Source organism: Rhodocytophaga aerolata (assembly GCF_030503435.1).
Lineage (GTDB): Bacteria > Bacteroidota > Bacteroidia > Cytophagales > 172606-1 > Rhodocytophaga > Rhodocytophaga aerolata.
The window spans coordinates 46,617-73,239 of sequence record NZ_JAUKPO010000004.1 but is presented as its reverse complement, the minus strand read 5'-3'; the positions used below and the strand labels follow the sequence as shown (position 1 = coordinate 73,239).

Annotated in this window: 22 protein-coding genes; 6 read left to right on the top strand and 16 right to left on the bottom strand. The window is 42.1% G+C overall.

Annotation, left to right across the window (positions count from 1 at the left end):
- Positions 1-97 precede the first annotated feature (97 nt).
- On the top strand, positions 98-2,842 hold the full coding sequence (locus Q0590_RS09100; RefSeq protein WP_302037209.1) for a T9SS type A sorting domain-containing protein: 2,745 nt from the start codon (positions 98-100) through the stop codon (positions 2,840-2,842).
- Positions 2,843-2,922: 80 nt separating this feature from the next.
- On the opposite strand, the gene Q0590_RS09095 is transcribed toward Q0590_RS09100, so the two are convergent.
- The 6 genes from Q0590_RS09095 to Q0590_RS09070 form a co-directional block, all read right to left on the bottom strand.
- Entirely contained in the window at positions 2,923-3,297 is a 375-nt protein-coding gene (locus Q0590_RS09095; RefSeq protein WP_302037208.1) for a hypothetical protein, read from the bottom strand.
- Between the two features lie 396 nt (positions 3,298-3,693).
- Positions 3,694-4,173, bottom strand: a complete 480-nt coding sequence (locus Q0590_RS09090) for an ankyrin repeat domain-containing protein (RefSeq protein ID WP_302037207.1) — start codon at positions 4,171-4,173, stop codon at positions 3,694-3,696.
- A 122-nt stretch (positions 4,174-4,295) separates the two neighbouring features.
- On the bottom strand, positions 4,296-4,769 hold the full coding sequence (locus Q0590_RS09085) for a GAF domain-containing protein (protein ID WP_302037206.1): 474 nt from the start codon (positions 4,767-4,769) through the stop codon (positions 4,296-4,298).
- Positions 4,770-4,856: 87 nt separating this feature from the next.
- Positions 4,857-5,933 carry a dipeptidase gene (locus Q0590_RS09080; RefSeq protein WP_302037205.1) on the bottom strand — a complete coding sequence of 359 codons (1,077 nt, stop codon included), beginning with the start codon at positions 5,931-5,933 and terminating at the stop codon, positions 4,857-4,859.
- Between the two features lie 31 nt (positions 5,934-5,964).
- Positions 5,965-7,074 carry a D-TA family PLP-dependent enzyme gene (locus Q0590_RS09075; protein WP_302037204.1) on the bottom strand — a complete coding sequence of 370 codons (1,110 nt, stop codon included), beginning with the start codon at positions 7,072-7,074 and terminating at the stop codon, positions 5,965-5,967.
- Between the two features lie 41 nt (positions 7,075-7,115).
- Positions 7,116-7,580: a RidA family protein gene (locus Q0590_RS09070; protein ID WP_302037203.1), complete on the bottom strand. Its 465-nt coding sequence runs from the start codon at positions 7,578-7,580 to the stop codon at positions 7,116-7,118.
- Between the two features lie 202 nt (positions 7,581-7,782).
- Here Q0590_RS09070 and Q0590_RS09065 point away from each other — a divergent pair, with 202 nt between their 5' ends.
- From Q0590_RS09065 to Q0590_RS09055, 3 genes are all read left to right on the top strand, one after another.
- Positions 7,783-8,568 carry an NIPSNAP family protein gene (locus Q0590_RS09065; protein WP_302037202.1) on the top strand — a complete coding sequence of 262 codons (786 nt, stop codon included), beginning with the start codon at positions 7,783-7,785 and terminating at the stop codon, positions 8,566-8,568.
- A 214-nt stretch (positions 8,569-8,782) separates the two neighbouring features.
- Complete coding sequence (locus tag Q0590_RS09060; protein ID WP_302037201.1) at positions 8,783-9,154, top strand: hypothetical protein; 372 nt, start codon at positions 8,783-8,785, stop codon at positions 9,152-9,154.
- A gap of 254 nt (positions 9,155-9,408) precedes the next feature.
- The gene (locus Q0590_RS09055; RefSeq protein WP_302037200.1) at positions 9,409-10,248 is read left to right on the top strand and encodes an HAEPLYID family protein; all 840 of its coding nucleotides are present in this window, start codon (positions 9,409-9,411) and stop codon (positions 10,246-10,248) included.
- Between the two features lie 28 nt (positions 10,249-10,276).
- Here the strand turns inward: Q0590_RS09055 and Q0590_RS09050 are convergent, their stop codons facing one another.
- The 3 genes from Q0590_RS09050 to Q0590_RS09040 all read right to left on the bottom strand — a co-directional run bounded on the left by Q0590_RS09050 (position 10,277) and on the right by Q0590_RS09040 (position 17,198).
- The gene (locus tag Q0590_RS09050) at positions 10,277-10,855 is read right to left on the bottom strand and encodes a hypothetical protein (protein ID WP_302037199.1); all 579 of its coding nucleotides are present in this window, start codon (positions 10,853-10,855) and stop codon (positions 10,277-10,279) included.
- Positions 10,856-10,881: 26 nt separating this feature from the next.
- The gene (locus Q0590_RS09045; protein WP_302037198.1) at positions 10,882-12,726 is read right to left on the bottom strand and encodes a glycoside hydrolase family 2 protein; all 1,845 of its coding nucleotides are present in this window, start codon (positions 12,724-12,726) and stop codon (positions 10,882-10,884) included.
- A gap of 197 nt (positions 12,727-12,923) precedes the next feature.
- Entirely contained in the window at positions 12,924-17,198 is a 4,275-nt protein-coding gene (locus Q0590_RS09040; protein WP_302037197.1) for a PQQ-dependent sugar dehydrogenase, read from the bottom strand.
- Positions 17,199-17,940: 742 nt separating this feature from the next.
- Between Q0590_RS09040 and Q0590_RS09035 the strand changes: the two genes are divergently transcribed.
- Positions 17,941-18,351, top strand: a complete 411-nt coding sequence (locus Q0590_RS09035; RefSeq protein ID WP_302037196.1) for a hypothetical protein — start codon at positions 17,941-17,943, stop codon at positions 18,349-18,351.
- A gap of 83 nt (positions 18,352-18,434) precedes the next feature.
- Here Q0590_RS09035 and Q0590_RS09030 read toward each other — a convergent pair whose 3' ends face one another.
- From Q0590_RS09030 to Q0590_RS09020, 3 genes are all read right to left on the bottom strand, one after another.
- Positions 18,435-20,228: an ABC transporter ATP-binding protein gene (locus tag Q0590_RS09030; protein WP_302037195.1), complete on the bottom strand. Its 1,794-nt coding sequence runs from the start codon at positions 20,226-20,228 to the stop codon at positions 18,435-18,437.
- Between the two features lie 165 nt (positions 20,229-20,393).
- The gene (gene groL / locus Q0590_RS09025; protein ID WP_302037194.1) at positions 20,394-22,025 is read right to left on the bottom strand and encodes a chaperonin GroEL; all 1,632 of its coding nucleotides are present in this window, start codon (positions 22,023-22,025) and stop codon (positions 20,394-20,396) included.
- A 109-nt stretch (positions 22,026-22,134) separates the two neighbouring features.
- Positions 22,135-22,413 (bottom strand): co-chaperone GroES, encoded by a 279-nt coding sequence (locus tag Q0590_RS09020; protein ID WP_302037193.1) that lies wholly within the window; start codon positions 22,411-22,413, stop codon positions 22,135-22,137.
- A 321-nt stretch (positions 22,414-22,734) separates the two neighbouring features.
- On the opposite strand from Q0590_RS09020, the gene Q0590_RS09015 reads away from it, so the two are divergent.
- Complete coding sequence (locus Q0590_RS09015) at positions 22,735-23,448, top strand: hypothetical protein (RefSeq protein WP_302037192.1); 714 nt, start codon at positions 22,735-22,737, stop codon at positions 23,446-23,448.
- A 75-nt stretch (positions 23,449-23,523) separates the two neighbouring features.
- Here Q0590_RS09015 and secG read toward each other — a convergent pair whose 3' ends face one another.
- From secG to Q0590_RS08995, 4 genes are read right to left on the bottom strand one after another with little or no spacing between them, the layout of a single operon-like run.
- Positions 23,524-23,907: a preprotein translocase subunit SecG gene (secG, locus tag Q0590_RS09010; protein WP_302037191.1), complete on the bottom strand. Its 384-nt coding sequence runs from the start codon at positions 23,905-23,907 to the stop codon at positions 23,524-23,526.
- Between the two features lie 43 nt (positions 23,908-23,950).
- Complete coding sequence (locus Q0590_RS09005) at positions 23,951-24,676, bottom strand: tetratricopeptide repeat protein (protein WP_302037190.1); 726 nt, start codon at positions 24,674-24,676, stop codon at positions 23,951-23,953.
- Between the two features lie 52 nt (positions 24,677-24,728).
- Positions 24,729-25,265 carry an LptE family protein gene (locus tag Q0590_RS09000; protein WP_302037189.1) on the bottom strand — a complete coding sequence of 179 codons (537 nt, stop codon included), beginning with the start codon at positions 25,263-25,265 and terminating at the stop codon, positions 24,729-24,731.
- A 23-nt stretch (positions 25,266-25,288) separates the two neighbouring features.
- The gene (locus Q0590_RS08995; protein ID WP_378410132.1) at positions 25,289-26,560 is read right to left on the bottom strand and encodes a sigma-54 interaction domain-containing protein; all 1,272 of its coding nucleotides are present in this window, start codon (positions 26,558-26,560) and stop codon (positions 25,289-25,291) included.
- Between the last annotated feature and the right edge of the window lie 63 nt (positions 26,561-26,623).

The following is a 26,623-nucleotide window of genomic DNA, read 5'->3' as shown; positions in this document are numbered from 1 at the left end:
GTAGCAAAATTCACTATTCAAGCATAAGCGGATACCTAATAATTAGCATATTGAACGAACAAACCAATCATTCTTTCTCATACCTAATCTCTAATTTATGTCCAACAAATCGACTCTTTTTTCACATGTCTGGCTCCTCTGTGCAATAGGAGCATTTTTTTTAATAAGTCCCATTAAAACAAAAGCTGCCGTTATTTATGTAAACGGCGCTGCTGCCGGTGCAAATACCGGTACAAGCTGGATAAATGCTTTCACCAGTTTACAGTCAGCACTGGCTGCATCCGAAGCAGGCGATCAGATTTGGGTAGCCAAAGGAGTTTACAAACCTTCACTAGCTGTAGATATTGATGGAAACGGTTTATCAGAAGAGCGAGAAGCAACTTTTCAAATCAAGAGTGGAGTAAAAGTGTATGGTGGATTTGCCGGCGGAGAAGCAACTCTGACTAAACGGAATTGGATAGTGAATCCCACCATCCTAAGCGGCGATATAGATAATAATGATGCAAATGCGGATGCCAATTTTATAGCCGAAACCACCGATCAACTGATGGGCAATAATGCCTATCATGTGATCTATACAGTGAATGTGGATAAGAGCACCGTACTTGATGGATTCACAATCACAGCAGGTAAAGCATATGCCATTGGCTTGCCGGTTGAATCTTTACATATTAGAGGGGGAGGATGGTTTAATAAGATGGCAGCTCCTTTAAACTCAAGCAGCCCATCTATTGCTAACTGTGTTTTTCAAGGCAATTATGCTGAAAGAGAGGGAGGGGCCTGGTATACTTCTGGAACAGCTGGTGTCAAAAGTGAAGCAATATTTAAGGATAGCAAATTCATTCAAAATAAATCAAATAGATCTGGAGGAGCTATCTATATAGGTTCTTTTACTAAGGGAAGCTATAAACCACAAATCATAAATTGTCAGTTTGTAGGTAACCGGACTTTAAAAACCGGAGGTGCTATATTTATCTTGGGAGATACGGCTAGAATAGATAGTTCTTCATTCATAAATAATGCTGTGACAATTATCACAAATGTATCTGACAATGGTTCTGGGGGGGCAGTGTATATGTTTAACTCAAAAGCTAGTTTCTACAGAACTATGTTTAGTAACAATAAAGCAACTGGTAATGCTAATGGGCCTTACGAGAACGGCGGTGGGGGAGCTGTGTACATGTATAGTACTAAATCAGGTACAGAAGCCTTGGGTGAGGCCAATATAAAATTTGTGAGTTGTGGGTTTTATAACAACATTACTAGTGATAATCCGGGAGCCTGGGGTGGAGCCGGCTTGCATATAAATGATGAAGGAAAAATGAATGTTTCTTATAAAAATTGTGTATTTAGCGGCAATCATGCGCAAACAGACGGAGGAGCCGTAGCAAATTATGCCCGTCAAATGAATAATGGCCTCCCATTTACACCTTTCTTACGCACTAACTTTACAAACTGCACATTTAGCAATAACACAGCCGGTAAAAATGGTGGAGCCTTATATTATGATCGGATCGATTTGAACGCTCATGAACATACGTCTCTGATTGAAAATTCTATTTTGTATGGAAATACAGCCGGGACTTCTGGCCCTCAAGTTAAATTTTCAGGGGGCGGCTTTTTTGGGCCAACGATTGCTTATTCATTGATAGAAGGCGGCTATAATGCTACGGTAGGTATTAATGGAGGAAATAATATTAGTGGAGATCCTCAATTTATTAATGCAGCCGACGTTGATGGTGGGGATGATATAGCTGGTAACTCAGATGATGGTTTACGGGTAAGCAATACATCACCTGTAATTAATGCTGGAAATTCAGCTGCAGATAGCATAGTGGGTATAACGAAAGATTTTGCCGGGGAGGCACGTGTACAAGGAAGCAATATAGACATGGGTGCCTATGAACGCGCCTCTGGCTTTATACCGCCAAGTGTTAAATACTTCAAACTAAAAGAATGGAAGAGACCCAGGCCAGGTTGCTTGAGTTGTCCTTGGGCAATCCGTTTGCAGGATAAAGCCATAATTTTTGCTCACCCCAAACAAGCTAAAGGATTTTTACAGAACTTTGAATGGAAATCAGACGCCCTGCTCGCCGTATATGCTGACTCAGCGATTGTTAGAGGCCGCATTGCTAGTCAGGCAAACCCATCTATTCAATTTGAAGTGTACCTAAAGCTTGTAAAGCCGAGTAACTGGGCTGCCTGGGCTGCACAAAACCGGACCTATAGTGCACTTACACCCGAAGCCAAAAAGGTGGCTGCCCAGAACTACCAGCAATGGACTTATTGGGAACTTTCAAGCCAGAGCCGGCTTATTGGCAGGGCAGCGATTGAAGGCACCTTGAAACTTAGCCATGCCCCAATTACTAAAACAACCGGATTTCAACTTGGACTTGGAGCAAACGACCAGGATGGTGATTTTGGGTTAAACGGTGAATTTGTATATGCCGGAGTATTATCCTATCGAAAAAACAAGCAGAAGGTAAATGGAATCGGTAGCCTAAATGCAGATGCCTTTGTTTGTAAGGAGGATTGTGAATTTGAGATTGACAGTAAAGCCATTGCCAAGTATGACTTTTCTGATTCAGAAAGCAAACAGCCTTACCAGGTTTATCCCAATCCTGTGCACGATAAACTAACTGTTGAAATGGAGGATACGCAAGAAGGCATGTATACATTTACCTTGTATGATTTAAAAGGCCAACGGGTGCAACAAGTAAATGCTCAACTTCGGAAAAATTATGTAAGCATAAGCACACAGTCAATTTCTCCAGGAATTTACCGGTTAGAAATACGTAGCCCGGATGGCAGTCTACAGTATAGCAAGATTGCCAGGTATTGAAATAACGTTGTATTGAAAAAAAGACACCAGATTGTATAAATCTGGTGTCTTGTTGTTTTGCCGGAAAAGCTGTCTAATAGTTACTTCTTGAAGTTAACTTTTCTAACCTTTAACTGGTTTTCTTTTAATAATGCCAGTTCCTGGCCTGTAGAAGATTTTATCGTGTACCGGTATTCATTTTCACTGGTAGACTTAAAAACTTTAACAACCGTGCTTTCTGCAAACCCATAGCCTGCATATTCCGGGGGAATATTTTTTAAAACAACCTTATCATTTACAGCAAATTTTGCTGATGCTTTTTCGGGTTCAGCTGTTTTCTTTTTCCGTTCAGTACTTACCTTTTCTTGCACATCATCCGAATCATTACTGGCACTTACTTTTTTTACTCTTTTTGCAGGAATTAACTTAATGGTTTTGCCATTGTGTTCGTACTTTTTACCTTCCTCTTTTTTCATATTGTTTATAGTAGCCAAGTGAGAATATTTATATCGGGTTTTCTAAAAAAAATAAGCTTTACGCCAGTATACAGAATTAATTATTACAGATAGACAAATGTAGGAAGGTTATGTAAATATCTTAACATTGCAGGGCAGAATCTCTGGTTGTTGTAATAATTTGATATAGATTTTATGACATTGGTATTTTGTAACTTACTGCCTACAGTGTATCTAACGGGTTATTAGCTCAAAGTTAGCACAATTTCATAATTCTGCGTGAAAATTTTCAAGTTAGCTTAGGGAATCTGAAACAATCATATAAAAACAGAGATAAATCTATGTAAGATATCCAGGTTTTGTGCTATACAGAAAGCGACATACCTTATTAAGTTTCAAAAAGAGAATTTAGCTGTTTTATGAATGTGATGCTTGAATCATAGCAATAGCTGGTTCGTTACCTTGCTGAATAGCTAGATCCAGTGCTGTAAGGCCACGGCTCTCCCGGATAGTGGTATCGGCTCCATGCTTCAATAATACTTTTACTAATTCATTTCTGCCAAATATAGCGGCAAACATCAAGGCTGTTCCTCCATTGCCATGTTGAATATTTAAGTCGGCCCCGTTTGCAATGAGTAATTCCGCAATGTCGGCATACCCCTTGAAGCTAACACCCATCAGCGCAGTATTGCCACCATAGTCCTGTGCATTAATATCGGCCTGCGCTTCCATTAACATGCGGGCTGCCTCCAATTGACCATTGTAGCAAGCCACAATTAAAGGGGTATAGCCCCGGTTGTCTTGTATATTTACCTCTGCATTTTCGGCGAGCAACTCTTGAAGTAGAGCTGTGTCACCTGTGCGGGAAGCATGAAAAAGAGCATCTTGTTTAGTCATAGTCCGGTTATTTAATACTGCTACTGTTTTGAAGATTAATGAAGTTTACGTAAAAGTAGCCGGATGGATGAGCAAATGGTGAATTTACTACGGCGCATTCAGGTGTATGCGCCGTAGTAAGCTTAATTTTTCTCAAATTGTTGGGCTATGCGTTGTCCGATTTGCATTAAAGTATCAATTTCTTCCTGGGTAAATTCGTAGGGTACTGGTTTTGCTACGCCGAGTGTGCCATAAAGTTTGTCGTTCAACAACATAGGTGCTGCCATTGATCCTTCTACTTTGGTTTCTTTGGCTGAAGGCCGCGCAACACCAGATTCATCTGTTTGCAAGTTACACATTTGTACTACTTCTCTGCGTTGGGCTGCAATACCTGCCATTCCTTTGCCAACAGGAATTACAGACATTTTAGGAAGTAAAAACTCAGGTATTCCTTTGTATGCTTTTAAATGCAAAATATCCTGTTCAGGGGTACTTAGGTGAATAGTACCGGTTGTGCAATCATATACCTGAAGCATCTCGGTAAGCAAGGCATTCCAGTCTGGTTCGGGTTTTCCCTTTTCAATGATCTGATAAATGGTGTTGGTTTGTATAGCCATAGTTGTATAAAATAGTAGAATGCTAACTAAAAAACAGTTGTAGCTGGCAGAATAAGTATCAAAGTCAATCAAGTAAAGTACAAAAGATTAGGCGACAGCCCATGCTTTTCTTAAAAAACGAAGCCAGTTATTATGCATAATGTTTTCTATATCTGTTGATGTATAGCCCCGTTTGCCAAGCAAAGCGGGAAGTGTTTGCAGATCGGCAATCGTATCCAGGTCATAAGGACTTTGCTCTTTTCCAAAAGCGCCATCCAGATCAGAACCTATGCCAACGTGCAAGGCATTTCCAGCTAGCTGGCATATATGATCCAGATGATCAATTATTTTCTCCAGATTACAATTCATACCTTCAGGAGTGGATTCTTTTCTTACCCAGCCAGGCACCATCATCCAGGTATCCAGTACACCTCCTATAATTGCCCCTCTGCCAATAAGTTCTTTAATCTGTTGGTCATCAAACTGGCGGTTATGGTTTACCAATGCCCTGCAATTATTATGACTGGCCCAGACATGGCCATGAAAATGATCCATAGCTTCCCAGAAACTGTCGTCACTTAAATGTGTAGCATCCAGGATGATATTCAGCCTTTCCATTTCTTTTAGCAGGTCGCGGCCTCTTTGCCCAATACCTCCAGTGGCATTCGTTCCCTGGGCATATCTACCTGGGCCATAATGGCCAGGCCCTACTGCCCGTAAACCATAAGCATACGCCTTTTCCAGATGGTTGAGTGTAACAAGCGAGTCTGCGCCTTCCAGGCTGAGGATATAACCAATCGGTTTGTTCAAAAAAGGCAATTCATCGCGCCAGACAGATAAATGTTTTTCCAGGGATGCCAGGTCGGTAACGGGCGTAAGTTCTCTGGCTTCTTCCATGGCTTTGTACCAAGCTAATTGCCCTTGTGTTTGGGCCCATGCCTGTTCGGGAGAATGCCAACCAGGGAGTGAATTGTCAGGGGCTACATATCTAGCAATTTGCGTGGCTACTACTAAGCCTATGTTACCTTTCCGAAGTTCAGGAAAAGCAACTGTGCCTTTTCCCCGGTCAGGTTTGTCGGTTTGGCCTTGTTCCCGGTTCCGGATCTCCTGTACTGTTTTCCGGAGATCCCGGTTCCATTCCATGGCATTCATGCTTAAATCCAGGTGTGCATCTACTATAAACATATACTTTACTACGAACGAAAAGGTGAACTACTTAGATATGGATGGCTCTGTTCCGGGCAATTACTGCCCATTTATCAACAATGGTATGATCGTTTGCTACGTATACAGAATCGTATAAGGCACACGTTGGGCAAATATGAACAGGAACCCCATACCACACATCGCCAACTTTGTGAGAACGGCTGTCTTGTACGCTTACTACCATGTGTTCTTCACTTTGTGAAAGTGGCTGTGCGCCGGTAACATTTAGAAACGTTACCCTGGGCAAAGGGTTTTCTGCAGCTACGGATTTGTGCCCCAAATCCAGGCAAAGGGTATTCGCATCAATAATTGAAATAACCCTGGTGACAAGAAGAGCCGCAAATAGAAAGGGTTGTTCAGGAAGCTGGGTATGATAGCCCCAGTCCCAAAAAATGAACGTGCCAGGGCTGCACTCAATTCCATTGCGTTGAGCATGAATAGGAAAAGTGGGGGAACCTCCGGCAACAAGTATCGGATAGGCATAGCCTTTATCAGCTAGTTGTGCAGCTAAGTCCAATACAGGTTTAAAAGCCTCATCTGCCTTTTGTTTGCGTAGAGTAAAATCAGCATCTCTCAAATGCCCGTCATAGGCATGCAACCCCACAGGCGTAATTCCACTCATTTGTGCAGCAGACAAGTATAATTCTAAGGCTGCATGGTCAGGAGAAATGCCTGTGCGGTTAATCCCTACATTTAGGTCAATGAACACAGAAATAGTTTTGCCAGCCGCAGAGAAAATTTTTGCTATGGCTTCAGCAGCTGGAATAGAGTCAATAAGACAGGAAAAAGTTGTAGTAGGGTAGGTGCTGACTAGTTCAAGTAACCGGTTAATTTTCGGGCCAACGGGCTGATAGGCAAGCAACACATCTTTTGCGCCTGCCATGGCTAACATTTCTGCTTCAGCAATAGTCGCACATTTAAATTTATACACCCCTTCAGCTATCAGCATCTGGCTTACCTCAGCTATTTTATGCGTTTTAACATGCGGCCTCAGCCAGTCTACTCCCTGACTCATCGTTTTCAGTAGACGGATGTTTTCCCGTATCCTGTCAGGAAAAACAAGCAGGGCAGGGGAATCCACGGTGTCAATATTTTGTACCCTATACCAAGAATGATCCATAATGAATTTGCTATTCGTAGCGTAAATTGTAGAACCGGAACTCAATCGGCCAGTTCAAATAATGCTTCAATTTCTACTGGGATATTATCTGGCAGAGACCCCATACCCACGGCACTTCTCACCCCAATACCGTTCTCTTCTCCCCAGACGGCGGCAAATAATTCGCTGCAACCATTTATGATAAAGGGATGCTTTTCAAAATCAGGTACACAATTAACCATGCCTAACACTTTAATTACCCGTTTCACTTTGTTAAGTGACCCAAGATTTGTTTTCAAAGTGGATAAAATGGCTAACCCTACTTGCCGGGCTGCCAGCTTTCCTTCTTCGGGAGTTAAGTCTTTGCCTATCCGGCCAATAATCAAACTCTTATCGGGTTTTACTGTACCGTGGCCCGATACATAACAATGTTTACCATCTATCAATAGAGGTTTGTATACACCAAGGGGTGTAGGAGCAGGCGGTAATTCTAATCCAAGCTGGGCAAAACGTTCTTCTGGTGTCATAGAGTTTTAAGTGAAATCCGGCAGTAAGTTTAAAAAGATAAATGATTCAAACCAATGAGAAAGATCAATAATTTGTAATCAGTAGAATAGCATAGATTTGCGATCTTTTTGTATAATTTTTTGGATAGCCTTATCAGTTTAGCAATATGATTAGTATCTTTCACGGAATTGTACACTATTTTTATTCTTATTTTTTAAATCTATGCGTAAACCCTGGAAAATTACTTTTCTGCTGTGCGTAATTGTAGCAAGTATTTGCTCTGTTGCCAGTATTGCACCTTCTATTAACCCTTCCCCTGCAGCCGATAACAAGTATTATGAGATGCGGGTATATTATGCCGCCCCCGGAAAGCTGGAAGATTTGAATACCCGTTTCCGCAACCATACCACCAAACTTTTTGAAAAACATGGCATGACCAATATCGGCTACTGGGAACCTCTGGACAATCCGGAGAATAAACTTATTTATGTGCTGTCCTACAAAGATAAAGAGGCCAGAGAGAAAGCCTGGAAAGATTTTTCAGCCGATCCCGACTGGCAGAAAGTTCAGAAAGCTTCCGAGGCGAATGGCAAGATTGTAACAAAAGTAGATTCCTATTTTATGAATGCTACGGATTATTCGCCGAACATAAAGCCGTCTAAAGGAAAAAATGGGCGGACGTTTGAATTGCGTACCTATACGGCAGCTCCCGGTAAACTGAAAGATTTACATGCCCGTTTCCGCAACCACACCACCAAGCTTTTTGAAAAACATGGCATGACCAATATCGGCTACTGGGAAGTTATTCCCAAAGATGGAGGGGAGCCCAATACACTCATTTACATTCTGGCGCATAACAGCAAAGAAGCTGGCGAAAAGTCGTTTAAAGAATTTAGGGAAAATCCAAAATGGATAGAAGTAAAAAAAGCCTCAGAAGTAAACGGTTCTCTTACAGAAAAAGTAGAATCAGTGTATATGAAACCAACCGATTACTCGACTATCAAATAGAAGCATTCTAGAAGTCAATTTACTTACGTAAAAAACAGCAGGGTTCTTAAATGAGCTCTGCTGTTTTCTTTTCCAGGCAATAAATGTAATTTCGTGCGTTGATCAATGAAACACGTACCTGCTTTTTGAAGTATAGTACATACGACTAATAAGAAAACCAGTGATTTTTAGCCACATCAAAACAAGTTTTATTAAACGTAGCAAACCCGGGAATGTGAATCTGTTCACAAGATGGGCTGTTTATGGCTGCTTGCTTTGTATGTTGAACACCCTGTTTTTTGCACCCATCGAAACAACGTGGGTAAACAAGCAATCAGTTGCTTTACAAGCACAGGAGGACCCGGACAACTCTTTGCTTGAAATACTTTTAGAAGATTACCTGGATGCCTCAGACTGTAACACCGACCCACAAGACGATACAGATGATGTGCTAAAGAAAATGGAATATGTTACCCTGAAAACTAGTATTTTCAGAAATATGCCTGTCAGCAATTTACAGGCAAAGAAAATAGCTTCTGCCTCGTTTTTTGTAAATCCATTTCTGGAAACACTTACTCCGCCTCCCCAATACCTCTTTTGCGTGTAAATTTCCTGCTACTACCTGCTATTTTGTACCTTCTTGCAATTAGTGAAGGATGGATCGAATTTCCTTTTGAGCTGGCTTCACTGCATGAACTACCATAAGTGTACACAGCAGATCAGGCAGGTGTATGTGTAAATACAACCAAATTACTCACGCAGCAACAAATCTTTGAATCCTTCTCAGTTACAGCAACTATTTACCTGGTACAGGGTATAATGTTGCTTTTCAATAAATTACATTATATTAATAATTATAATATGTCTTTTTATAAAATTTGCTTGCTTGCCAGTTATATGATTGGTTATCCACTTACGATGTATGCACAAACATTCGAGGAATCAGATAAAGATACCCACCAAGTACCTCTTAAAATTATGCATGCAGAACCCTTGTATATTGATTTGATCCGGGACCTGGGGGCCAGAAAAGGCGAGCGGGAGTGGAATATAGGCATGGGCATGACGGATAAACTCACCTATGATTCTTATCAGGTGTTAGTAGAGTATGAATTTGCCCCAATAAACAGGGTAGGTATGGAGGTGGAAGTACCCCTGACATTTTATACACCCAACAGCCGCACAGAATTTAGGCCGGCTAACCGGATTGAATCATTGAAAACAGCAGTGCAATATACTTTTTTAGTTCATCAGCGGGCCAGGCTATCGGCTGCCATTGGTTACTTGAATGAGTTGGAGGTAGCAAGTTTTGATAAACTAACTACCCGCCATATGTTTACAGGATATCTGGTAAATCCGTTCCTGGTAGTGGCGAAAAGAATCGGAGCCAACTTTCATTCATTGATTTATACAGGGCCACAACTACGTTATCATTTCTCGGGTAGCTTTTGGGAGAAGTCGTATGAGCTACATACCAACTTTCATTATATGATTCCAGATACCAGAAATTTTATTGGAATGGAAATAAATAAACATTTTGCGCAGGGAGACTTCAACTTGGTTATTCGTCCGCAAATGCGGCTGAGTATCGCAGAGAATTTACTGGTGGGTATTGTCCCCGGTGTGCCCATATCGAAAGACCAGGAACGGTTAAGTTTTTTTATGCGCTTGATTTATGAACCAAAGCACAAGAAACACTAACTCTTTTATTGCCAAAAAACTGACACTTCTAGCGAGCGTTTGATAGATATTGCTGGCATTCCTGTCGTTGCGTTTCTAGTATGGCATGGTTGAACAACCTGTTTTTTGATAAGATTTCGTAAGAGAGGGAAGGAGAAAACTCCCTAAACAACCGCATACCTTCCTGCAAAGTAACTTCTATGGGATTCACAAAATCTGGGGTTGTGTTTTTAGTAAAAAGGCGCTTGAAAAAAGCTACTAACGATAAACCAGGTTTGTCTTGAGTAGCTGTTGCCGGATGATACGACCGGGTTAGATGATGCAAGGGGCAGGTAAACGTTTGTACGCTGGTATGTTGCCTGTATTGATCTCGTAATTCGGTAATATTGATAGAAAGGGGGTATTGTTCCAGCAATGAAGGTAACAAGTATTTCCCACTCTTACTCTGCACAGTTGAAAAGAATGTATGGGTAAAAGCCAGAAAAAATTCATCTGGCTTCTGCGTATCAAAACTCCGGAATAAGACCATGATATTGGGCTCCTGGATAAAAAAGTAGGTATTCCGCTGCTTTTTAAAACCAGCAGGCAATAATTTTTCCAATGCTTCTGATTGAAAATTATATGTCACAGGATACCAGTTAGTCGTAGGTTGTTTCAGTCAGTAGAATCATTTCTGGTGTTCAGTAGCCCGGGCGGAACGGAAAGTTCTCCGGAATGAGGATCTAGCAAACCATTGCGTTCATCTTCTATATTGGTTGCCTGCGTATAAATATCTCCGGCAATTGGATGTTTTCTGAGCTCCCGTTTAAATTGCCTGATTTTCTCAGTCCGGTCTTCAGAATCGCTTGGTCCGCCATAATCGGCAAAGCCAAAACCTCCCCATTCGCTTACCAGTAAAGGAACTTGTTTGCGGTAGAAAAAAGGATCGCCAATAACCAGGGGTAAAACGGCCACGCCTTCCATGTGCCCTTCTGCCAAACGGCCTAGCAGTTCACGCCAGCGGTCAAAGTCTGGCGTGTAGATATGTGCAGTCAATAAATCAGATTTTAGTTTTCCTTCCAGCGATATGTGTTGCCAGCCATCGTTATCAACCACTAAAAATTGCGGATGGTTAATATGCATATAATGGTATGTATCGATAATATATTGCCTGGTATCTGGATTGGTGGCAATATCTTGAATTCCCCAGTCTTCGTTGTAGAGGCTCCAGATAATTACGGAGGGATGAGTCTCCATTAAGGCAAGCATCCGCTGTAGTTCAGCCCAGTGGTTCTGCCGGCTAATTTTTGTGGAGCTATGTGGACTAGGAACTTCCACCCATAGCAGCATACCTATCTCGTCGGCCAGGTTATAGATGCGTGGATCAACCCCGGCAATATGGACACGCACCAGGTTACAGCCAAGTTCCTTCATAGCATACATATGCTTTTTCATTTCTTCATACGTTGCCGTACCAGGCTGATACAATATACCATCCAAGTATATTTTGCTGTTATTCAGGTATACAAAGCGGCCCCGGGCTTCAATTTTCCGTAGGCCAAAATGTGCTTCAATCTGCGATATGTGGCCATCACTGGCAATTAATCCTGCTTCCAGCCGGTATAAGTTGGGTTCCTCGGGCGACCATAATTTTGCTCCGGGTACTTCCACCACCACCCGCTGATTTTTTTGCCCTGCCTCCAGGAGCAATTGATAATCGGAGGTAGCAACCGGCATACCCGTTTCCTGCCCCCGCTCATATACAGACAAGCGCAAGGTATAGTGGCCAGGGTCATGTATCCTGGTAGTCAGATGGAACCGGACAAGTTGATCTTCTACAATACTCACCACTCCAAAACGGGAACGAAGCCGGTTACGCTCTACTGTTTCCAGCCATACACTTCGTACTGCTCCAGAATAGGTCTGGTACCAGATACCGCCCCGTTTGTACACATGCGATTCCTGCTTGCCACGGGGTATGTCTGCATCCATGGTGTCTGCAATGCGTACGGTCAGGCGGTTTACCGGACTGAGCATATCTTCTTGCAGCTCATAGCTAAAAGAGGTGTATTCTCCGTAGTGTACTTCTTCACCCTCAATAGTTTTTAGTAAATGTCCGTTTAGCCAGACGGTTGTTTCGTACCCACAGGCGCCAAACGTAAGCTGAAACAAACAGCAATACAAGGGTTCTTCCCGTTTTGGCAGAACGAATTCCCGTTCATACCATACTACTACTTTGTCGTTCCAGGTCTGTGTATTCGGCTGAAGACCTTTGGCCTCTATTAAATGATTTTCTACTGATCCGGGCCATTGAGCCTTATGATCGTACGTATGTCCCAGGTACCATCTATCGCGTAGCCCTCTGTCTTCCGGATCATGTGAAAAATTCCATTCTCCATCCAGAAGTACGTACGTATTAGGCCGACTTACTGCTCTGGGCAATTCATTCAGGAATCCATTTTTTTTTGTCTTTTCTTCAGTAGTTTCTTTAAAGTCAGATTCAGGGTGGTACAGGTTCATAGGTATATGGGTGAAAGGCTATAGTTTATGCAAGTCCAGCAGCTTTACAGCAGAAAAGATTCAAGTTTTCTTACCTTACGGTTTTACTGAAAAAAAGTGACAAGCAGAAGAGCATTGATCCTATATTTTTTATAAAACAACAACCCCCGATCATTCACCATCAGGGGTTGTTGCATATTCACCAAGCTGTTGACGGACTATTTAATCAACATAACCTTCTTATAATAAACGTTTCCCGGTGTTACCAACCGGATCATGTATAAGCCATCTGGCAAGGTTTGGGAATGAAAAGCTACTTCATTCAATTGCCCAGCCTCCGCTCTTCCTTCATACAGCGTTTTTGCCAGCGTTCCTGTAGGGTGATAGAGTTCTACTTTTACATCATCAGAGTTTTGTAGCTGAAAACGAATGGTAAGCGAATGAGAAAATGGATTCGGAAAAACCTCTACCAGGGCTGATTCCGCCTCTGCGGCTATCCGTTGTGCAGAACTAGTAACTTTCCATAGTTCAATACCCGATAAGTTAGCTGCACCCCCGCTCGCTACCAGGTTCAAGGTTCCATCTGTTATCGTGGTCCGGAACGGGCCCAGCTTGGCCCAGCTGCCTCCTGCACCGCTTGTATAGCTGCTGACAATGCTTTGGCCTTCCAGACTCAGGTTGTAGCGTTCGGCTGTGTTGTCTTCCCATACATACACATACAACTCATAACTACCTGCCGGCAGGGCTCCCACAGCAATACTAGCCTGGCTGCTCGCAGTTGCAAAGATGGAAGAGCGGATCATGGTGCTGCGGCTGGCATCTGTGGATGGTGTTAAGCTGATGGTTTGATTGGCGAATGTACGGCCGCTAAAGCTAAAGTTAGCTGCTGTTGCCGAAGCTTCGTAGGCTCTGCCGTCAATACTCAACGCAGCTCCATTTAGGTTTATTGCCCGGTAAAAGTTCAAGCCTGTAACACTCACTTGTACACTACCCGATGTTTTAGTAGCTCCGGAATTATCGGTAGCCTTTGCGGTAAGCAGGTAACTGCCTGCGGCTACATTGCTCCACGTAAAGCTATAAGGGCTGCTGCTATCTTCGCCCAGTTTAGTATTTCCTTGAAAGAACTCTACCTTGCTGATACTACCATCAGTATCGGCCGCATTAGCATTGATGGTAATAGTGGCTGGGGCTGAAAAAGTAGCATTGGCAGCAGGAGAGGAGATAGAAATGGTTGGAGATTGATTTGAAGTAGTGCTACTTACCTTCCATAATTCAATACCCGATAAGTTAGCTGCACCCCCGCTTGCTACCAGGTTCAAGGTTCCATCTTTTATCGTGGTCCGGAACGGGCCCAGCTTGGCCCAACTGCCTCCTGCACCGCTTGTATAGCTGCTGACAATGCTTTGGCCTTCCAGACTCAGGTTGTAGCGTTCGGCTGTGTTGTCTTCCCATACATACACATACAACTCATAACTACCTGCCGGCAGGGCTCCCACAGCAATACTAGCCTGGCTGCTCGCAGTTGCAAAGATGGAAGAGCGGATCATGGTGCTGCGGCTGGCATCTGTGGATGGTGTTAAGCTGATGGTTTGATTGGCGAATGTACGGCCGCTAAAGCTGAAGTTAGCCGCTGTTGCCGAAGCTTCGTAGGCTCTGCCGTCAATGCTCAACGCAGCTCCATTCAGGTTAATCGCCCGGTAAAAGCTAGGAGAAGCCGTAGAACCACTATAAGGTGAGAGCCGTGAACCCGGTATTGGCCGCTCTTGTGTTTGGTCAGGTAAATCCCATCCTACGGAAACATGGTCGCCTACTACACCTTCTTTATGCAATACTTCCAGATAATACTTCTTTCCTGCCTGCAAGGCAATAGACACTGACTTTTGTGTGGTAAACTTGTTCCATTGACGGGGAGACGTATAGCCTGAGATATAAGCTATTTTCTTTTTAGTGGCAGGGCTTTCATTCGTACTTAACCAAAGTTCACTGTTGTCATCGGAGGCGATATAAAATGTATAGTTGCCGCTTACCGGAGGATGAACAAAAGCCCTGATCCGGCTCCCATAATTCTCAGCCTCATTTGTTGGTCCTTCCAGCAGCGTAAGCTGGGAAGTAGATGTAGGGGGGGTGTTTACCGGAATGGCGGATACACTTGTGCCGGAAATATTTGCCCAAAATTCGCGAATGATCGGGGGATTAGACGTAGTCCCACAGTTGGGATATAATTTAATTTCATCGCTGGAAGCTAATCCACCGGCATCAGTAACGATAAGTGATATGGTATAAAAATAGGTATCTCCGTCACAACCTGCCGGGTCTAGCGTAGTAGTGGCTTCTTTACGCGTGTCTATCGGCTCCGGGTGAGTATGATCGTCGTGATGAAGCGTGGTTTGCCATTGGTAGGCTAATTGGGTGCTACCGTGCTCCGTATCCGTTACACTTGCTTTTAGTGTATAAGTTGACTGGCTGGTTATGAGATACAGAGAATTATTTGCCGGAGAAACAATAGAGACTCTTGGAGGTGTGTTATTTGGAGAAATAACTAAACTCGTCTGGCTGGTGAGTCCTTTGTCATCTTTCACTTTTAAGATTACTGTATATTTTGCCGGTACGCCAGTAGTTGCATTAAAGCTATGGCTCGGATTAGCAGATGTGCTGGAAGAACCATCGCCAAAATTCCACTCATAACTCAAGGGAGCGCCTTCCGGATCTGAGGAGTTGCTTCCGGTAAACTGGACACTTAAAGGAGAAGGACCATAGGTTTTTGAAGCAGAGGCTACGGCTACCGGCTGCCGGTTAGCCGAATAAACTACTTTTCTTATTTCACTTCCAAAGTTTACATAATATAAATTCCCATCAGCCGGGTTTACGGCCATTGATACCACTACGGCACCACTGTCAATAAAACTTCTGACAGCGGTAGGCTTGTATGTATTATCCAGGGCTATATTTTTGATCCAGCCTTTTCCATAATCTCCATGGAAATAGGTATTATGGTAGGCTGCTGGGTATGCATCGGCTGTGTAAAAGACCCCGGCTGTAGAAGAAGTGCCTCCGAACTGTTTACCGGCTATTGGCGATCCTGACGTGCCAATGCCTACTTCCGCTGCTCTGCCCCCACTAAACGTACCGGTTCTAGCAGGCCCGCCTTGCAAGTGATTCCAGTCCAGGATTGGTCTGGCGTGCACAAACGTTTTAATAGATGACGGTATCGGCTGTGTTGCATTACATGGATTGGTGAAACTAGCCGTACCAGTGGGTGTTGCCTGTTTTAATAAATCTTGAAAGTAGAAGTAGGGTTGGGTACAACCATTAATTCCATTTAGTGGGTTGGGTGCATAAAAGTTGCTTATTTTGGTACCATTGTAAGAGGTATTGTAGGTTAAACCTTCAAAAATCGGCCACCCAAAATTCAAACCTGGTTTGTCTACAATGTTAATTTCCTCCCATACAAACCACCCTACATCCCCAACATAGAGAATACCGGGTTTTCCTTCCTCGGCTAAATGGCTTCCAGTGCCAGGCGCTATAGCCATCCGGAACGGATTGCGTAAGCCCATAGCCCATATTTTAGATTTAATTGAACCAGGGTTGGAGGGTTCGTAAAACGGATTGCTTGGAATGCCCCGCCCGGTTTCTGGGTCAATGCGAAGTATTTTCCCATTCATAGATTCCAAAATCTGTGCACGGAAAGCCCCTACATCTTCTTTGGAGGTGATTATCCCATCGGCAATGGCTTGTGCAGCGTAACTATTGGGACTTATGCCACCAACGTCCAGGGCAGAGGAGGTGGAACCATCGCCAGTGGCCACCAATAAGGTTCCATCGGTGCCAAATACCAGTGATCCGGTTACATGGCTCCGGCTCAACGAAGGGATGCCTGTAGATTTGGTTTCACCTATGATAATTTTGCGTCCAGAAGACTGGTAGCCACTTGTAGTTTTGGTAGCAGTGTAGCGGGTTACTCTGGCAATGGTTGCACTAAAGTAACTATTACTGTTGGGGTTATAGGAGCCAGTACCAAAATTCATCAAATAATGACGATCTACCAGATAGAAAAGATAAAAATATCCATTCTGATCGAATTGGGGGTGCAGCGTAAAACCTAATAATCCGTGGTCATGCCAGCCGCCCACTTCTTGAGAAATATCAAGCAGCAATTGCTTTTGTTCCTTCTCAACCACCCAGACTTTGCCTGTTCTTTCCCAGACAAACATTTTCTGCCCACTGGTATTGAACGTAATACCTACTGCTTCATTCCATTGTGACGAAACAAGTACGGAAGAAAAACCGGTAGGTGGGGTCTGTGCATGTACTTGCGGCGCCTGGGAAAGTAAACCCATCAGACAAACAATAAGTAGATGTTTGGCAGTAAAATGTCCCAGGCTTAAATAATTTAGTTTGTTGTAAACCAGATTTGTAGTTTTTACAATCAAATAACCGTACGCGTGGCAATACAGCTTGCTGAGCTGTTTACAGAAGTAAAATTGAAACATGGCAATGGTTTGTTAAAATAAAGTTTGAAAAACTGTTTGAGAAAAATTGTTTGGTTGAACCTCATTTAATCAGGCAAAAAGTAAAAACAAGTAGCTGGGAAATGGATTGGAATCCAATTAAATTATCCTGATCATGAAAACTGAATAGAGCACCAGGCTGAAATTTTAATTTCAGTAAAAACACCAAAAGATATTTTAAAGTAACAGGACTTTATAAGATTAACAGATGAGCAGGAGAAGGTTTTGTTAGTTACAAGAATACAAAAAGTGTTGATTGGTGAGTGATTCTTCTTATTTTATGAACTATTCAGGCAGTATCTATCCAGGAATTCAGACAAATATCATGTGTTGGGCTTAACATGGTTTAGCAAATTTCAGGCCTTTATGTCTGCTTTTTACATTAAAAAAACATTAAAAAATAGTTAAAGCAGTAACAGGTTAAAAAGTAGGAGCTTACCTAATGATTAAGCAAAACAGTAAATTAAATATACGTTTTTTATACCCATTTACCTTAAATTGCCAATAGAAAAAAAGAAAGCCCTAGAAAAAAAAGCTATGCATCATGCATCGGATTAGTCCTGATAAGATGGTAGCTAAATTCCATGTAACCCCAACCATTCTTACCCAGGCATATACAAAGTTGCTAAATTCCTTCAGGTGATATTACGCGTGTAAACAGATGGCTAAAAACCCAAATATCCTCTTACTAAGGTGTTGTATATTTAGGAAAACAATAAACGCTATGCAATACTTTAAATTAAACAACATTACAGTGGAGTATGTAGAAGAGCTTTCTCTGGCTATCCTTACATATGATTGTAAATTCGTCAAGCATGAAGAGTTTAAAAAAGTAAATGAAAATTTAATGCGCTTGCTACTAGAAAAAAAATGTACCAATTGCATGTATGACCTTACTAATATGGGCGTGATTCCTGCAGAAAGTATGCAGTGGTCCGTTCAGGAAAACATTCCTAAGCTCAACAAAACCCATATACGGTTAATGGCTACAATCTATTCCAGAGATATATTTAACAAAGTAGCCGTGAATAATATATCCAACAAATTGAATGAAACCCCTTATACATCAAAGGTGTTTGCCGATAGAAAAGAAGCCATGGGATGGCTGAAGAAACAACACGAGCAGCTTGTTTGATAAGGTTTGTATCTCCGATTTTTAGCTATTCCGTTTGCAGTTCTTATCATAAGAAGGCAAACGGAATCTTTTTACCTGCTAGTCTACAAGTGTATATCCCGGATGGATTGGTTATCTGGGTTAATAATTAATTCTTCCTTCCGCTCACCAATTTGCTGCCGCCACATGGCATAATACAGCCCTTTTAAAGTTACTAATTGTTCATGATTGCCTTTTTCTACAATTTTGCCACGTTCCAGTACATAAATAATATCTGCATGTTTAATAGTAGAAAGGCGGTGGGCTATTAATATGGTAATCTGCTCCCGCAAGGCAGAAATTTCACGTACAGTAGTTGTGACTTCCTCTTCGGTTAAAGAATCGAGTGCTGAGGTTGCCTCATCGAAAATCAGCAGGCGTGGTTTCCGGATCAGGGCACGGGCAATGGATAGCCGCTGCTTTTCTCCACCAGACATTTTGAGCCCTCCCTCACCAATTTGAGTATTAATCCCATTTTCTGATCTTGCTAAAAGATTGGTACAGGAGGCTTTCTGCATCGCTACATATATTTCGTCATCTGTTGCATCGGGCTTCACGAACTGGAGGTTCTCTTTGATAGTACCTGAAAATAAGTTGGTTTCTTGTGTTACAAATCCAAGCTGGCGACGTGCTTCATTCAGCCATATTTCTTTCACCGGGATGTTATTAAAATAAACTGTACCGTTTACAGGCGTATACAAGCCTGCCAGTAATTTCACTAACGTAGATTTACCTGAACCCGAAGGGCCAACAAAAGCAAGCGTGTCACCACTGGCCGCCTCAAAGGAGATACCATCCAGGGCATTTTCTTTGGCTTCCTGATGGCGGAATACTACGTCTTCAAAACGCAGCTGCTGAAGGGGCCCAATATCAATAGCTCCTTCCGGTTTTTTCTCGATGGGCTTTTGTAAAAGCTCATTAAAATTGAACAAAGCCGCTTCTGCTTCCCGGTAAGCCAGAATAACCGTACCTAAATCTTGTAATGGGCCAAAAATGGCTACCGAGATAAATTGCATAGAAATCAGCTCGCCGGTAGTCAGTATATCCCGGAAGATCAGCCACAGCAGCGTAAACAGGATAGATTGCTTTAACAGGTTTAGTGCGGTTCCCTGCAGAAAAGACAAGGTACGGACCTGCTTCACTTTCTCCATCTCCAAATTAAATATATGTTCGGTATGTTGCCTAAGCCGCCGTATTTCCTGAAAAGTAAGCCCCAGACTTTTAACCAATTCTATATTACGCAGCGATTCGGTTATAATGCCGGACATTTTATTGGTTGCCCGGTTAATGGACCGTTGCAGCGTTTTTATTTTGGCGCTAAGCATGCTAGTCAAACCACCCAGCACACCAATACCCAGAATAAAAACTGGCACCAGTGCCCAGTGCTTGGTTATGGCATACCAAACCAGAAAACCAATACCTACTAACGAAGAAAAAAGTATATTAATGAAGGCTGTAATAAACCGTTCTGTGTCACGCCTTACCCGCTGCAAAATAGATAAGGTTTCGCCACTGTTTTTGTTGGCATATTCCTCAAAAGAAAGCCTAAGGGTTTGTTTCAGGCCATCATTAAAAATCTGAACCCCAAATTTCTGTACCACCAGATTGGTTAGGTATTCCTGAAAGGCTTTTGACAGCCGTGAAAGCATGGCCACGAGCACCGCCAACAACATCAGCCATAGGGCTCCTTTTACTCGTTCTTCACTTGTCAGGGTAAATGGGGGAGTGGCATACTCGTCAATTATCTTCCCAAATATCACTGGGTCGATCAGGGCAAGTACCTGGCTAATACCAGCCAGGAGTAAAGAAAGAATAACCAGCTTTTTGTGTGGGAGTAAGTAGCGCAGAAGTATTCGCATGTAGGCTTTTTATTTATAAGCTATTCATACGTGCAATCAGCCATAGAGGTGTATGGGAGAGTAAGCGAATACATTGTTCTACATTAGAAAGGCGATCTGTGTGAAAACAAAAAATCCCTGAAGTAGCTTCAGGGATTTTATATAAGGTGTGACCAGAAATGAGTATTACATCATACCGCCCATACCGCCGCCACCCATTGGTGGACCTGCAGGAGCATTTTCTTCTGGTTCGTCTGCTACTACGCATTCTGTAGTTAATAACAGAGCAGCAATAGAAGCAGCATTTTCAAGGGCCAGACGGGTAACTTTAGTTGGATCAATTACACCGGCAGCAAACATGTTTTCATATTTATCGTCACGGGCATTGTAACCAAAGTCGTCTTTTCCTTCTTTTACTTTATTTACCACAACAGAAGACTCTCCACCAGCATTATAAACAATTGTTCTTAGAGGAGATTCCAAAGCAATTCTGATGATGTTTACACCAGTTGCTTCATCTTCATTGTGTGTCTGAACATCTTTTAAAGATTCGATAGCTCTCAAGAAAGCAACACCACCACCGGCAACCACACCTTCTTGTACGGCAGCTCTGGTAGCATGCAGGGCATCATCTACACGGTCTTTCTTCTCTTTCATCTCAACCTCAGTAGCTGCACCGATATACAGAATAGCTACACCGCCAGATAATTTAGCTAAACGCTCTTGTAATTTTTCTTTGTCATAGTCAGAAGTAGTGTTCTCCATTTGAGATTTAATCTGACTTACACGGGCCTGAATGTTTTCAGAAGTACCGCTACCGTTGATAATAGTTGTATTATCTTTATCGATAGTGATTTTTTCAGCTGTACCCAGGTAATCTAAGGTAGCATTTTCCAGTTTGAAACCTCTTTCTTCAGAAATAACTGTACCGCCAGTTAAGATAGCAATATCTTCCAACATCGCTTTTCTTCTGTCGCCGAAGCCAGGAGCTTTTACAGCAGCTATTTTCAACACGCCGCGGATTTTGTTCACTACCAGGGTAGCTAAGGCTTCACCATCAACATCTTCAGCAATGATCAGCAACGGACGGCCAGTCTGTGCAGAAGCTTCCAGCACAGGCATCAGTTCTTTCATAGAAGAAATTTTCTTCTCAGTAATCAGGATGTAAGGACGCTCCAGTTCAGCTTCCATCTTCTCTGTGTTAGTCACAAAGTAAGGAGAAAGATAGCCTCTGTCGAATTGCATACCTTCTACTGTTTTTACTTCTGTTTCTGTACCACGGGCTTCTTCTACAGTGATTACACCATCTTTACCAACTTTGTCCATGGCATTGGCAATCATTTTACCAATTTCAGTGTCGTTGTTAGCAGAAATGGTAGCAACCTGAGCTATTTCATTAGAGCTGTTGATTGGGCGGGATTGTGCTTGAAGGCTTTTTACGACAGCAGTTACAGCTTTGTCGATACCACGTTTCAAATCCATTGGGTTAGCACCGGCTGCTACGTTTTTAATACCCGCAGAGAAAATAGCCTGAGCTAATACTGTGGCTGTTGTAGTACCGTCACCGGCAGTGTCAGCGGTTTTAGAAGCAACTTCTTTAACCAGCTGTGCACCCATATTTTCGATAGGTTCTTTAATTTCAATGTCTTTGGCTACTGTAACACCATCTTTTGTGATGGTAGGAGCACCGAATTTTTTATCTAATATAACGTTTCTGCCTTTAGGACCTAATGTCACTTTTACTGCATCTGCCAGAGTGTCAACGCCTTTTTTCAGCTTCTCTCTTGCATCTGTATTGAAAAACAATTTCTTAGCCATAATTTGATGATATTTAGGATGTTAAGATTAAAATTTAAAAACTTGAGATGAAATTTTAAGAATGTAAAAAATAAATCAGAAAGTTTCTGATCTCAGAATTTTTAATGTACTAAAGCACTGCAAAGATATCAGATTCACGCATGATCAGGTATTCTTTACCTTCCACAGTGATTTCTGTTCCGGCATACTTGCCATATAATACTGTGTCGCCTACTTTAACAGTCAGAGGCTCATCTTTTTTTCCGCTGCCTACAGCTACAATTTGTCCTTTTTGAGGTTTTTCTTTAGCTGTATCAGGGATGATGATACCAAAAGCTGTTTTTTCTTCAGCGGCAGCAGGTTCTACCAGAACTCTGTCTGCAAGTGGTTTAATGTTTACGCTTGGCATATTCGTTATAGAGGTTAATGTGATAAGTGATAATATTATCCGGTTTGCTTCTGATCACTTCTTGTGCCAAAGGTAAGATTTATCCTCTTTTTAACCAAAATCTGACAATAGTTATCGAATTTACTGCCTAATTTGTCGTACTTTTTGTCAGTGTCATCTTTTCTGCCAGCATCTCTATTGATTCCTATCCGTATAATTAGTACATTTTAGATAGTAAAACGCCATTTTTTTTTGCCTGTACTATGTCTGCATGCACGCGCTGCATTAAATAAAATACAACTCTGGACATACCATCTGGCTATAACCAATAAATATTCATCTATGAAGACACTGGACAAAAACTGGCTCACAGAAGGGCTTATTGATTTTGAGTACAAAAAATACCTTGTTCTCGCCTACCTACAAGAGGTAAAAAATCATTTTAATCAAAAAAAATTATATCCCTACTTATCTGATCTGGTTTTTCATTACCAAAATCTGCTTTCCATCAAAGAAAACAAAAAGCTGATCTACGAAAATTTCCCGAAAAGAATATCCAAAGCAGATTTTGAAAAGCTGACGTTGTCTTATACTAAACTCATCGAAGACGATAATTTTATGTCGGATCTGGAAGAAATTATCGGGTATTCCATACCCAAATTCAAGGAAATGCTGCAGGAAGGAAAAGATATTTATGAGTGGATAGAGGAACACATTAATATTACACCTATTGGCCTTTCACCCTTATATCCGATTGAAGGCTATTTATTCCTGAGTGAAACAAATACCACTGAAACCCGCATATACCAGTATCAGATTTCCATATTTGAAAATGCCCACGAAAAATACAGAGGTGTACACACGTATTTTTTAGAGTCGATCCGCAGGGGGATAGGCATCACCTTTGAAAATATTAAAATAGATTTAATCAAGCGGCATAAGCAGTTCCCCAATCCGGCTACTTATCTGGTAGAGTCTAAAATTGAATGCCCGCTGGATGAAACCCTGCTGCCAATTGCCAAACGGTTGCTGGTAAAACATATATCAGTCTCGTAGAACCTAGAAATGCTAAAATCAAAAAGGGATGAAATTCAGATTTCATCCCTTTTTGATTGAGTAAAAACTTCTTACTTATTGCCCGGCTGAATCAGCAGGAGCAGCAGGTGTGGTTGTGGCTGGTGTTTGAGTGCCAGAAGGAACAGGAGCCGTGGGAAGTGTTCCTTGTGGGGCAGCTGCTCTTTCGCGTGCACGTTCCACATTAATACTATTAGGAACTTGTCCGCCGCTGCTGGTATCTAGCAAAAAGGTGGTAGACAAGCATAAGATGATCAGGGAAATAGCCAGGCCCCAGGTAATTTGTTCCAGCAGGTCGTTGGTACGTTTTACACCCATTAATTGGTTAGAACTAGTGCCAGTGAACTGGCTGGATAAACCGCCACCTTTGGAATTCTGTGCAAGCACGGCCAACACTAACAATGCACAAACGAATATTATCAGGCCTACTACAATGTACATAAAGAATTAGAAAATTGAATGAGTAAAATTTATAAAACGGTAACTAGTTGTTTTTCAGGATTTCTATTTTTTCTGCAAAATACGATTTTTTTTCGGGATATTTCACTATCAGTTTCTCATAAATTTCTATGGCCTTGTCAGTTTTTCCCTGTTTGAGCATGATATTGGCCAGGTTTTCACTCACTAATCCGGCAGGTGCCTTGCTGCTTCCCTCCGATAAATCTTTAGCAAGGGCTTCTTTAGCCAGGTTAGCTAGGGAGGAAATTCTGGGCTCTGTTTTAATGAAATTGTCAATAATTTCATTTTGCTTGGTCTTTTTTATCTTTTCAGTCAGTGCAGTAAAGTTCGTTTCTGCAAGTGGAGACCCTTGGTTTGCTATCTCCTCTGTGGCAGGGGTAGTTTCAATCAGCGGAAACGTGGTTTCTGATGGTACAGGCTGCGGAATAAGCTCATCGATGGGAGAGCTAATTAAGGGACTGATCACTTCTGCCAGATTGGTTGGGCCCACATCAAGCGTTTGGTCGGAAACAGCCTCTCCGGCAATCTCCAGAAATTTTTTAAGCTTGTAGCGGCTGGTAGCAAAGACAGCAGCCCGCTGTACTCTCTTTTCTGCCTGTACAGTTAAAAGGTCATAGTGGGGTTTAGCAACAAAAAAATGAGCCAGCTGGCAATAAGGGAATTGTTCAGCAAAAGTCTCCAGAGCAGGAATGTCTTGTGCACTGATTTTGGCAGGACTAGCGATAAATTTACTGAATAGATCTCTGTTCAATGTTTTGCTAAGCTATAGGGTTTGAAAAGTGTGAATATACAAAAAAAATATGCTACCAGTTGGCAACCGATTTGTTAAATATATCCAGTACAATCTGATCAAATATCACGGTGAGCAATTCATTCTCTACAGATGTAAGGGTGCGAGATTGGTCAAAATCAGCATAGAAAGAAAAGGGAGAGTCAAAATTCTGTGTTTCGTCTTTTGTATTGGTAAACTTCACTTGTACACGCACCGTAAGCCGGTTAAGGGCAGCAAACTGTCCTTCAGTCGGGGCTATCGGCGTAACGTCGTAGCCAGTAATAGCGCCCTCCAACAGCAAATCTGCTGTACCGTCGGGCTGGTAGATTTTTAAAGTAGAGTTTTGCTGAAAGTATTCCTTTACGCGTTCTGTAAAATTCTGGGTAATGTTTGCCGGGCCACCTCCTGAATTATTAATAAAATTAGAAACGGAAATTGTCTGAACATCTGGGCTGAGTGACACCCCGGTAAATGAATAATTTACAAACTTGCATCCATTACAGGATAGTATAATAAAAAAAAAGGCAAGTATAGTTTTATAGAAAAATGGAAGAGGCATTTTATGCATAGAAAAGGCAAGCTAAGGAGAAGTTATTCTATTTCGTACTGTTTTATTTTCCGGTACAAGGTACGTTCAGAAATGCCCAAATCCTGTGCCGCATACTTCCGTTTATTCCGGTTTTTTCGCAATGCCCGCAAGATCATTTCTTTTTCCTTCTTTTCCAGAGATAACGAATCTTCCTCTGTTTCATGTATAATGTCTTCTACCTTATCGAGTTCTATGGTATTGCTTTTGTTTTTCCCGTTTTCGAGTAATAGGTGCGGATTTACAATTGGCTCCTGGCGTTTTTCCTGCGATACGCCACTGAACAGATCCTGATGGTCTTTTAGCAACTCATCTCCATTCGTATAACTATCGCCCTGCAAAAGTTCATAGACCAGTTTTTTTAATTCCGTCATGTCTTTTTTCATGTCAAACAGGACCTTGTAGAGAATATCCCGCTCAGAAAAACTAGTGTCCCGGTGCTCAGCATCCCGGAGTAAAGCAGGCATCTGGCTACTTTGGTGGGCAGGCAAATATTTCTGTAACGTTTCGCGGCTGACCTCTCTCTCAAATTCAAGAACCGACATTTGCTCAACGATATTTTTCAACTGGCGAATATTTCCCGGAAAGCGGAATTGCACTAAAAGGGCAGAGGCCTCCTCAGTTAAGTAGATGGGCTTTACCCGGTATTTTTCAGAAAAATCAGTAGCAAACTTCCTGAAAAGCAGCAATATATCATTTCCGCGTTCACGTAACGGTGGAACATAAATCGGAACTGTACTTAAGCGGTAATACAAGTCTTCGCGGAATTTTCCTTTGTCTACTGCTTGCATGAGGTTTACATTCGTTGCTGCCACCACGCGCACATCCGTTTTTTGAATTTTAGAAGAACCTACACGGATAAACTCCCCATTTTCAAGCACACGCAATAAGCGAGCCTGTGTGCCCAAAGGCATTTCTCCGATCTCGTCCAGAAAAATAGTGCCGCCATCGGTTACTTCAAAGTAGCCTTTGCGGGCTTCATGTGCCCCGGTAAATGAGCCTTTTTCATGGCCAAATAATTCTGAATCGATGGTTCCTTCCGGAATAGCTCCGCAGTTGATGGCAATAAACTGGCCATGCTTGCGCTTGCTGAGCTGGTGAATAATCTTAGAAAAAGATTCTTTTCCGCTGCCGCTTTCACCAGTAATTAACACAGTCATATCTGTGCCTGCTACCTGGGCAGCAACCTCAATAGCATGGTTGAGTAAAGGTGAATTTCCTATGATACCAAACCGTTGTTTGATACTTAATACATCTATAGCGTTCAAAAGAATAATAAATTTTAGATAGTGTGTATAGCTGATCGATTTCGTAATGAATTATCTGTCAGGTAATTAGCT

Excerpts from the sequence above, each read along its gene's own strand:
- secG (WP_302037191.1), bottom strand. The coding sequence starts at position 23,907 with ATGTACATTGTAGTAGGCCTGATAATATTCGTTTGTGCATTGTTAGTG.
- Q0590_RS09090 (WP_302037207.1), bottom strand. The coding sequence starts at position 4,173 with ATGACTAAACAAGATGCTCTTTTTCATGCTTCCCGCACAGGTGACACA.
- Q0590_RS09085 (WP_302037206.1), bottom strand. The coding sequence starts at position 4,769 with ATGGCTATACAAACCAACACCATTTATCAGATCATTGAAAAGGGAAAA.
- Q0590_RS09030 (WP_302037195.1), bottom strand. The coding sequence starts at position 20,228 with ATGCGAATACTTCTGCGCTACTTACTCCCACACAAAAAGCTGGTTATT.
- Q0590_RS09070 (WP_302037203.1), bottom strand. The coding sequence starts at position 7,580 with ATGACACCAGAAGAACGTTTTGCCCAGCTTGGATTAGAATTACCGCCT.
- Q0590_RS09045 (WP_302037198.1), bottom strand. The coding sequence starts at position 12,726 with ATGAACCTGTACCACCCTGAATCTGACTTTAAAGAAACTACTGAAGAA.
- Q0590_RS09040 (WP_302037197.1), bottom strand. The coding sequence starts at position 17,198 with ATGTTTCAATTTTACTTCTGTAAACAGCTCAGCAAGCTGTATTGCCAC.
- Q0590_RS09080 (WP_302037205.1), bottom strand. The coding sequence starts at position 5,933 with ATGTTTATAGTAGATGCACACCTGGATTTAAGCATGAATGCCATGGAA.
- Q0590_RS09065 (WP_302037202.1), top strand. The coding sequence starts at position 7,783 with ATGCGTAAACCCTGGAAAATTACTTTTCTGCTGTGCGTAATTGTAGCA.
- Q0590_RS09095 (WP_302037208.1), bottom strand. The coding sequence starts at position 3,297 with ATGAAAAAAGAGGAAGGTAAAAAGTACGAACACAATGGCAAAACCATT.
- Q0590_RS09100 (WP_302037209.1), top strand. The coding sequence starts at position 98 with ATGTCCAACAAATCGACTCTTTTTTCACATGTCTGGCTCCTCTGTGCA.
- Q0590_RS09020 (WP_302037193.1), bottom strand. The coding sequence starts at position 22,413 with ATGCCAAGCGTAAACATTAAACCACTTGCAGACAGAGTTCTGGTAGAA.
- Q0590_RS09000 (WP_302037189.1), bottom strand. The coding sequence starts at position 25,265 with ATGCATAAAATGCCTCTTCCATTTTTCTATAAAACTATACTTGCCTTT.
- groL (WP_302037194.1), bottom strand. The coding sequence starts at position 22,025 with ATGGCTAAGAAATTGTTTTTCAATACAGATGCAAGAGAGAAGCTGAAA.
- Q0590_RS09075 (WP_302037204.1), bottom strand. The coding sequence starts at position 7,074 with ATGGATCATTCTTGGTATAGGGTACAAAATATTGACACCGTGGATTCC.
- Q0590_RS09055 (WP_302037200.1), top strand. The coding sequence starts at position 9,409 with ATGTCTTTTTATAAAATTTGCTTGCTTGCCAGTTATATGATTGGTTAT.
- Q0590_RS09015 (WP_302037192.1), top strand. The coding sequence starts at position 22,735 with ATGAAGACACTGGACAAAAACTGGCTCACAGAAGGGCTTATTGATTTT.
- Q0590_RS09035 (WP_302037196.1), top strand. The coding sequence starts at position 17,941 with ATGCAATACTTTAAATTAAACAACATTACAGTGGAGTATGTAGAAGAG.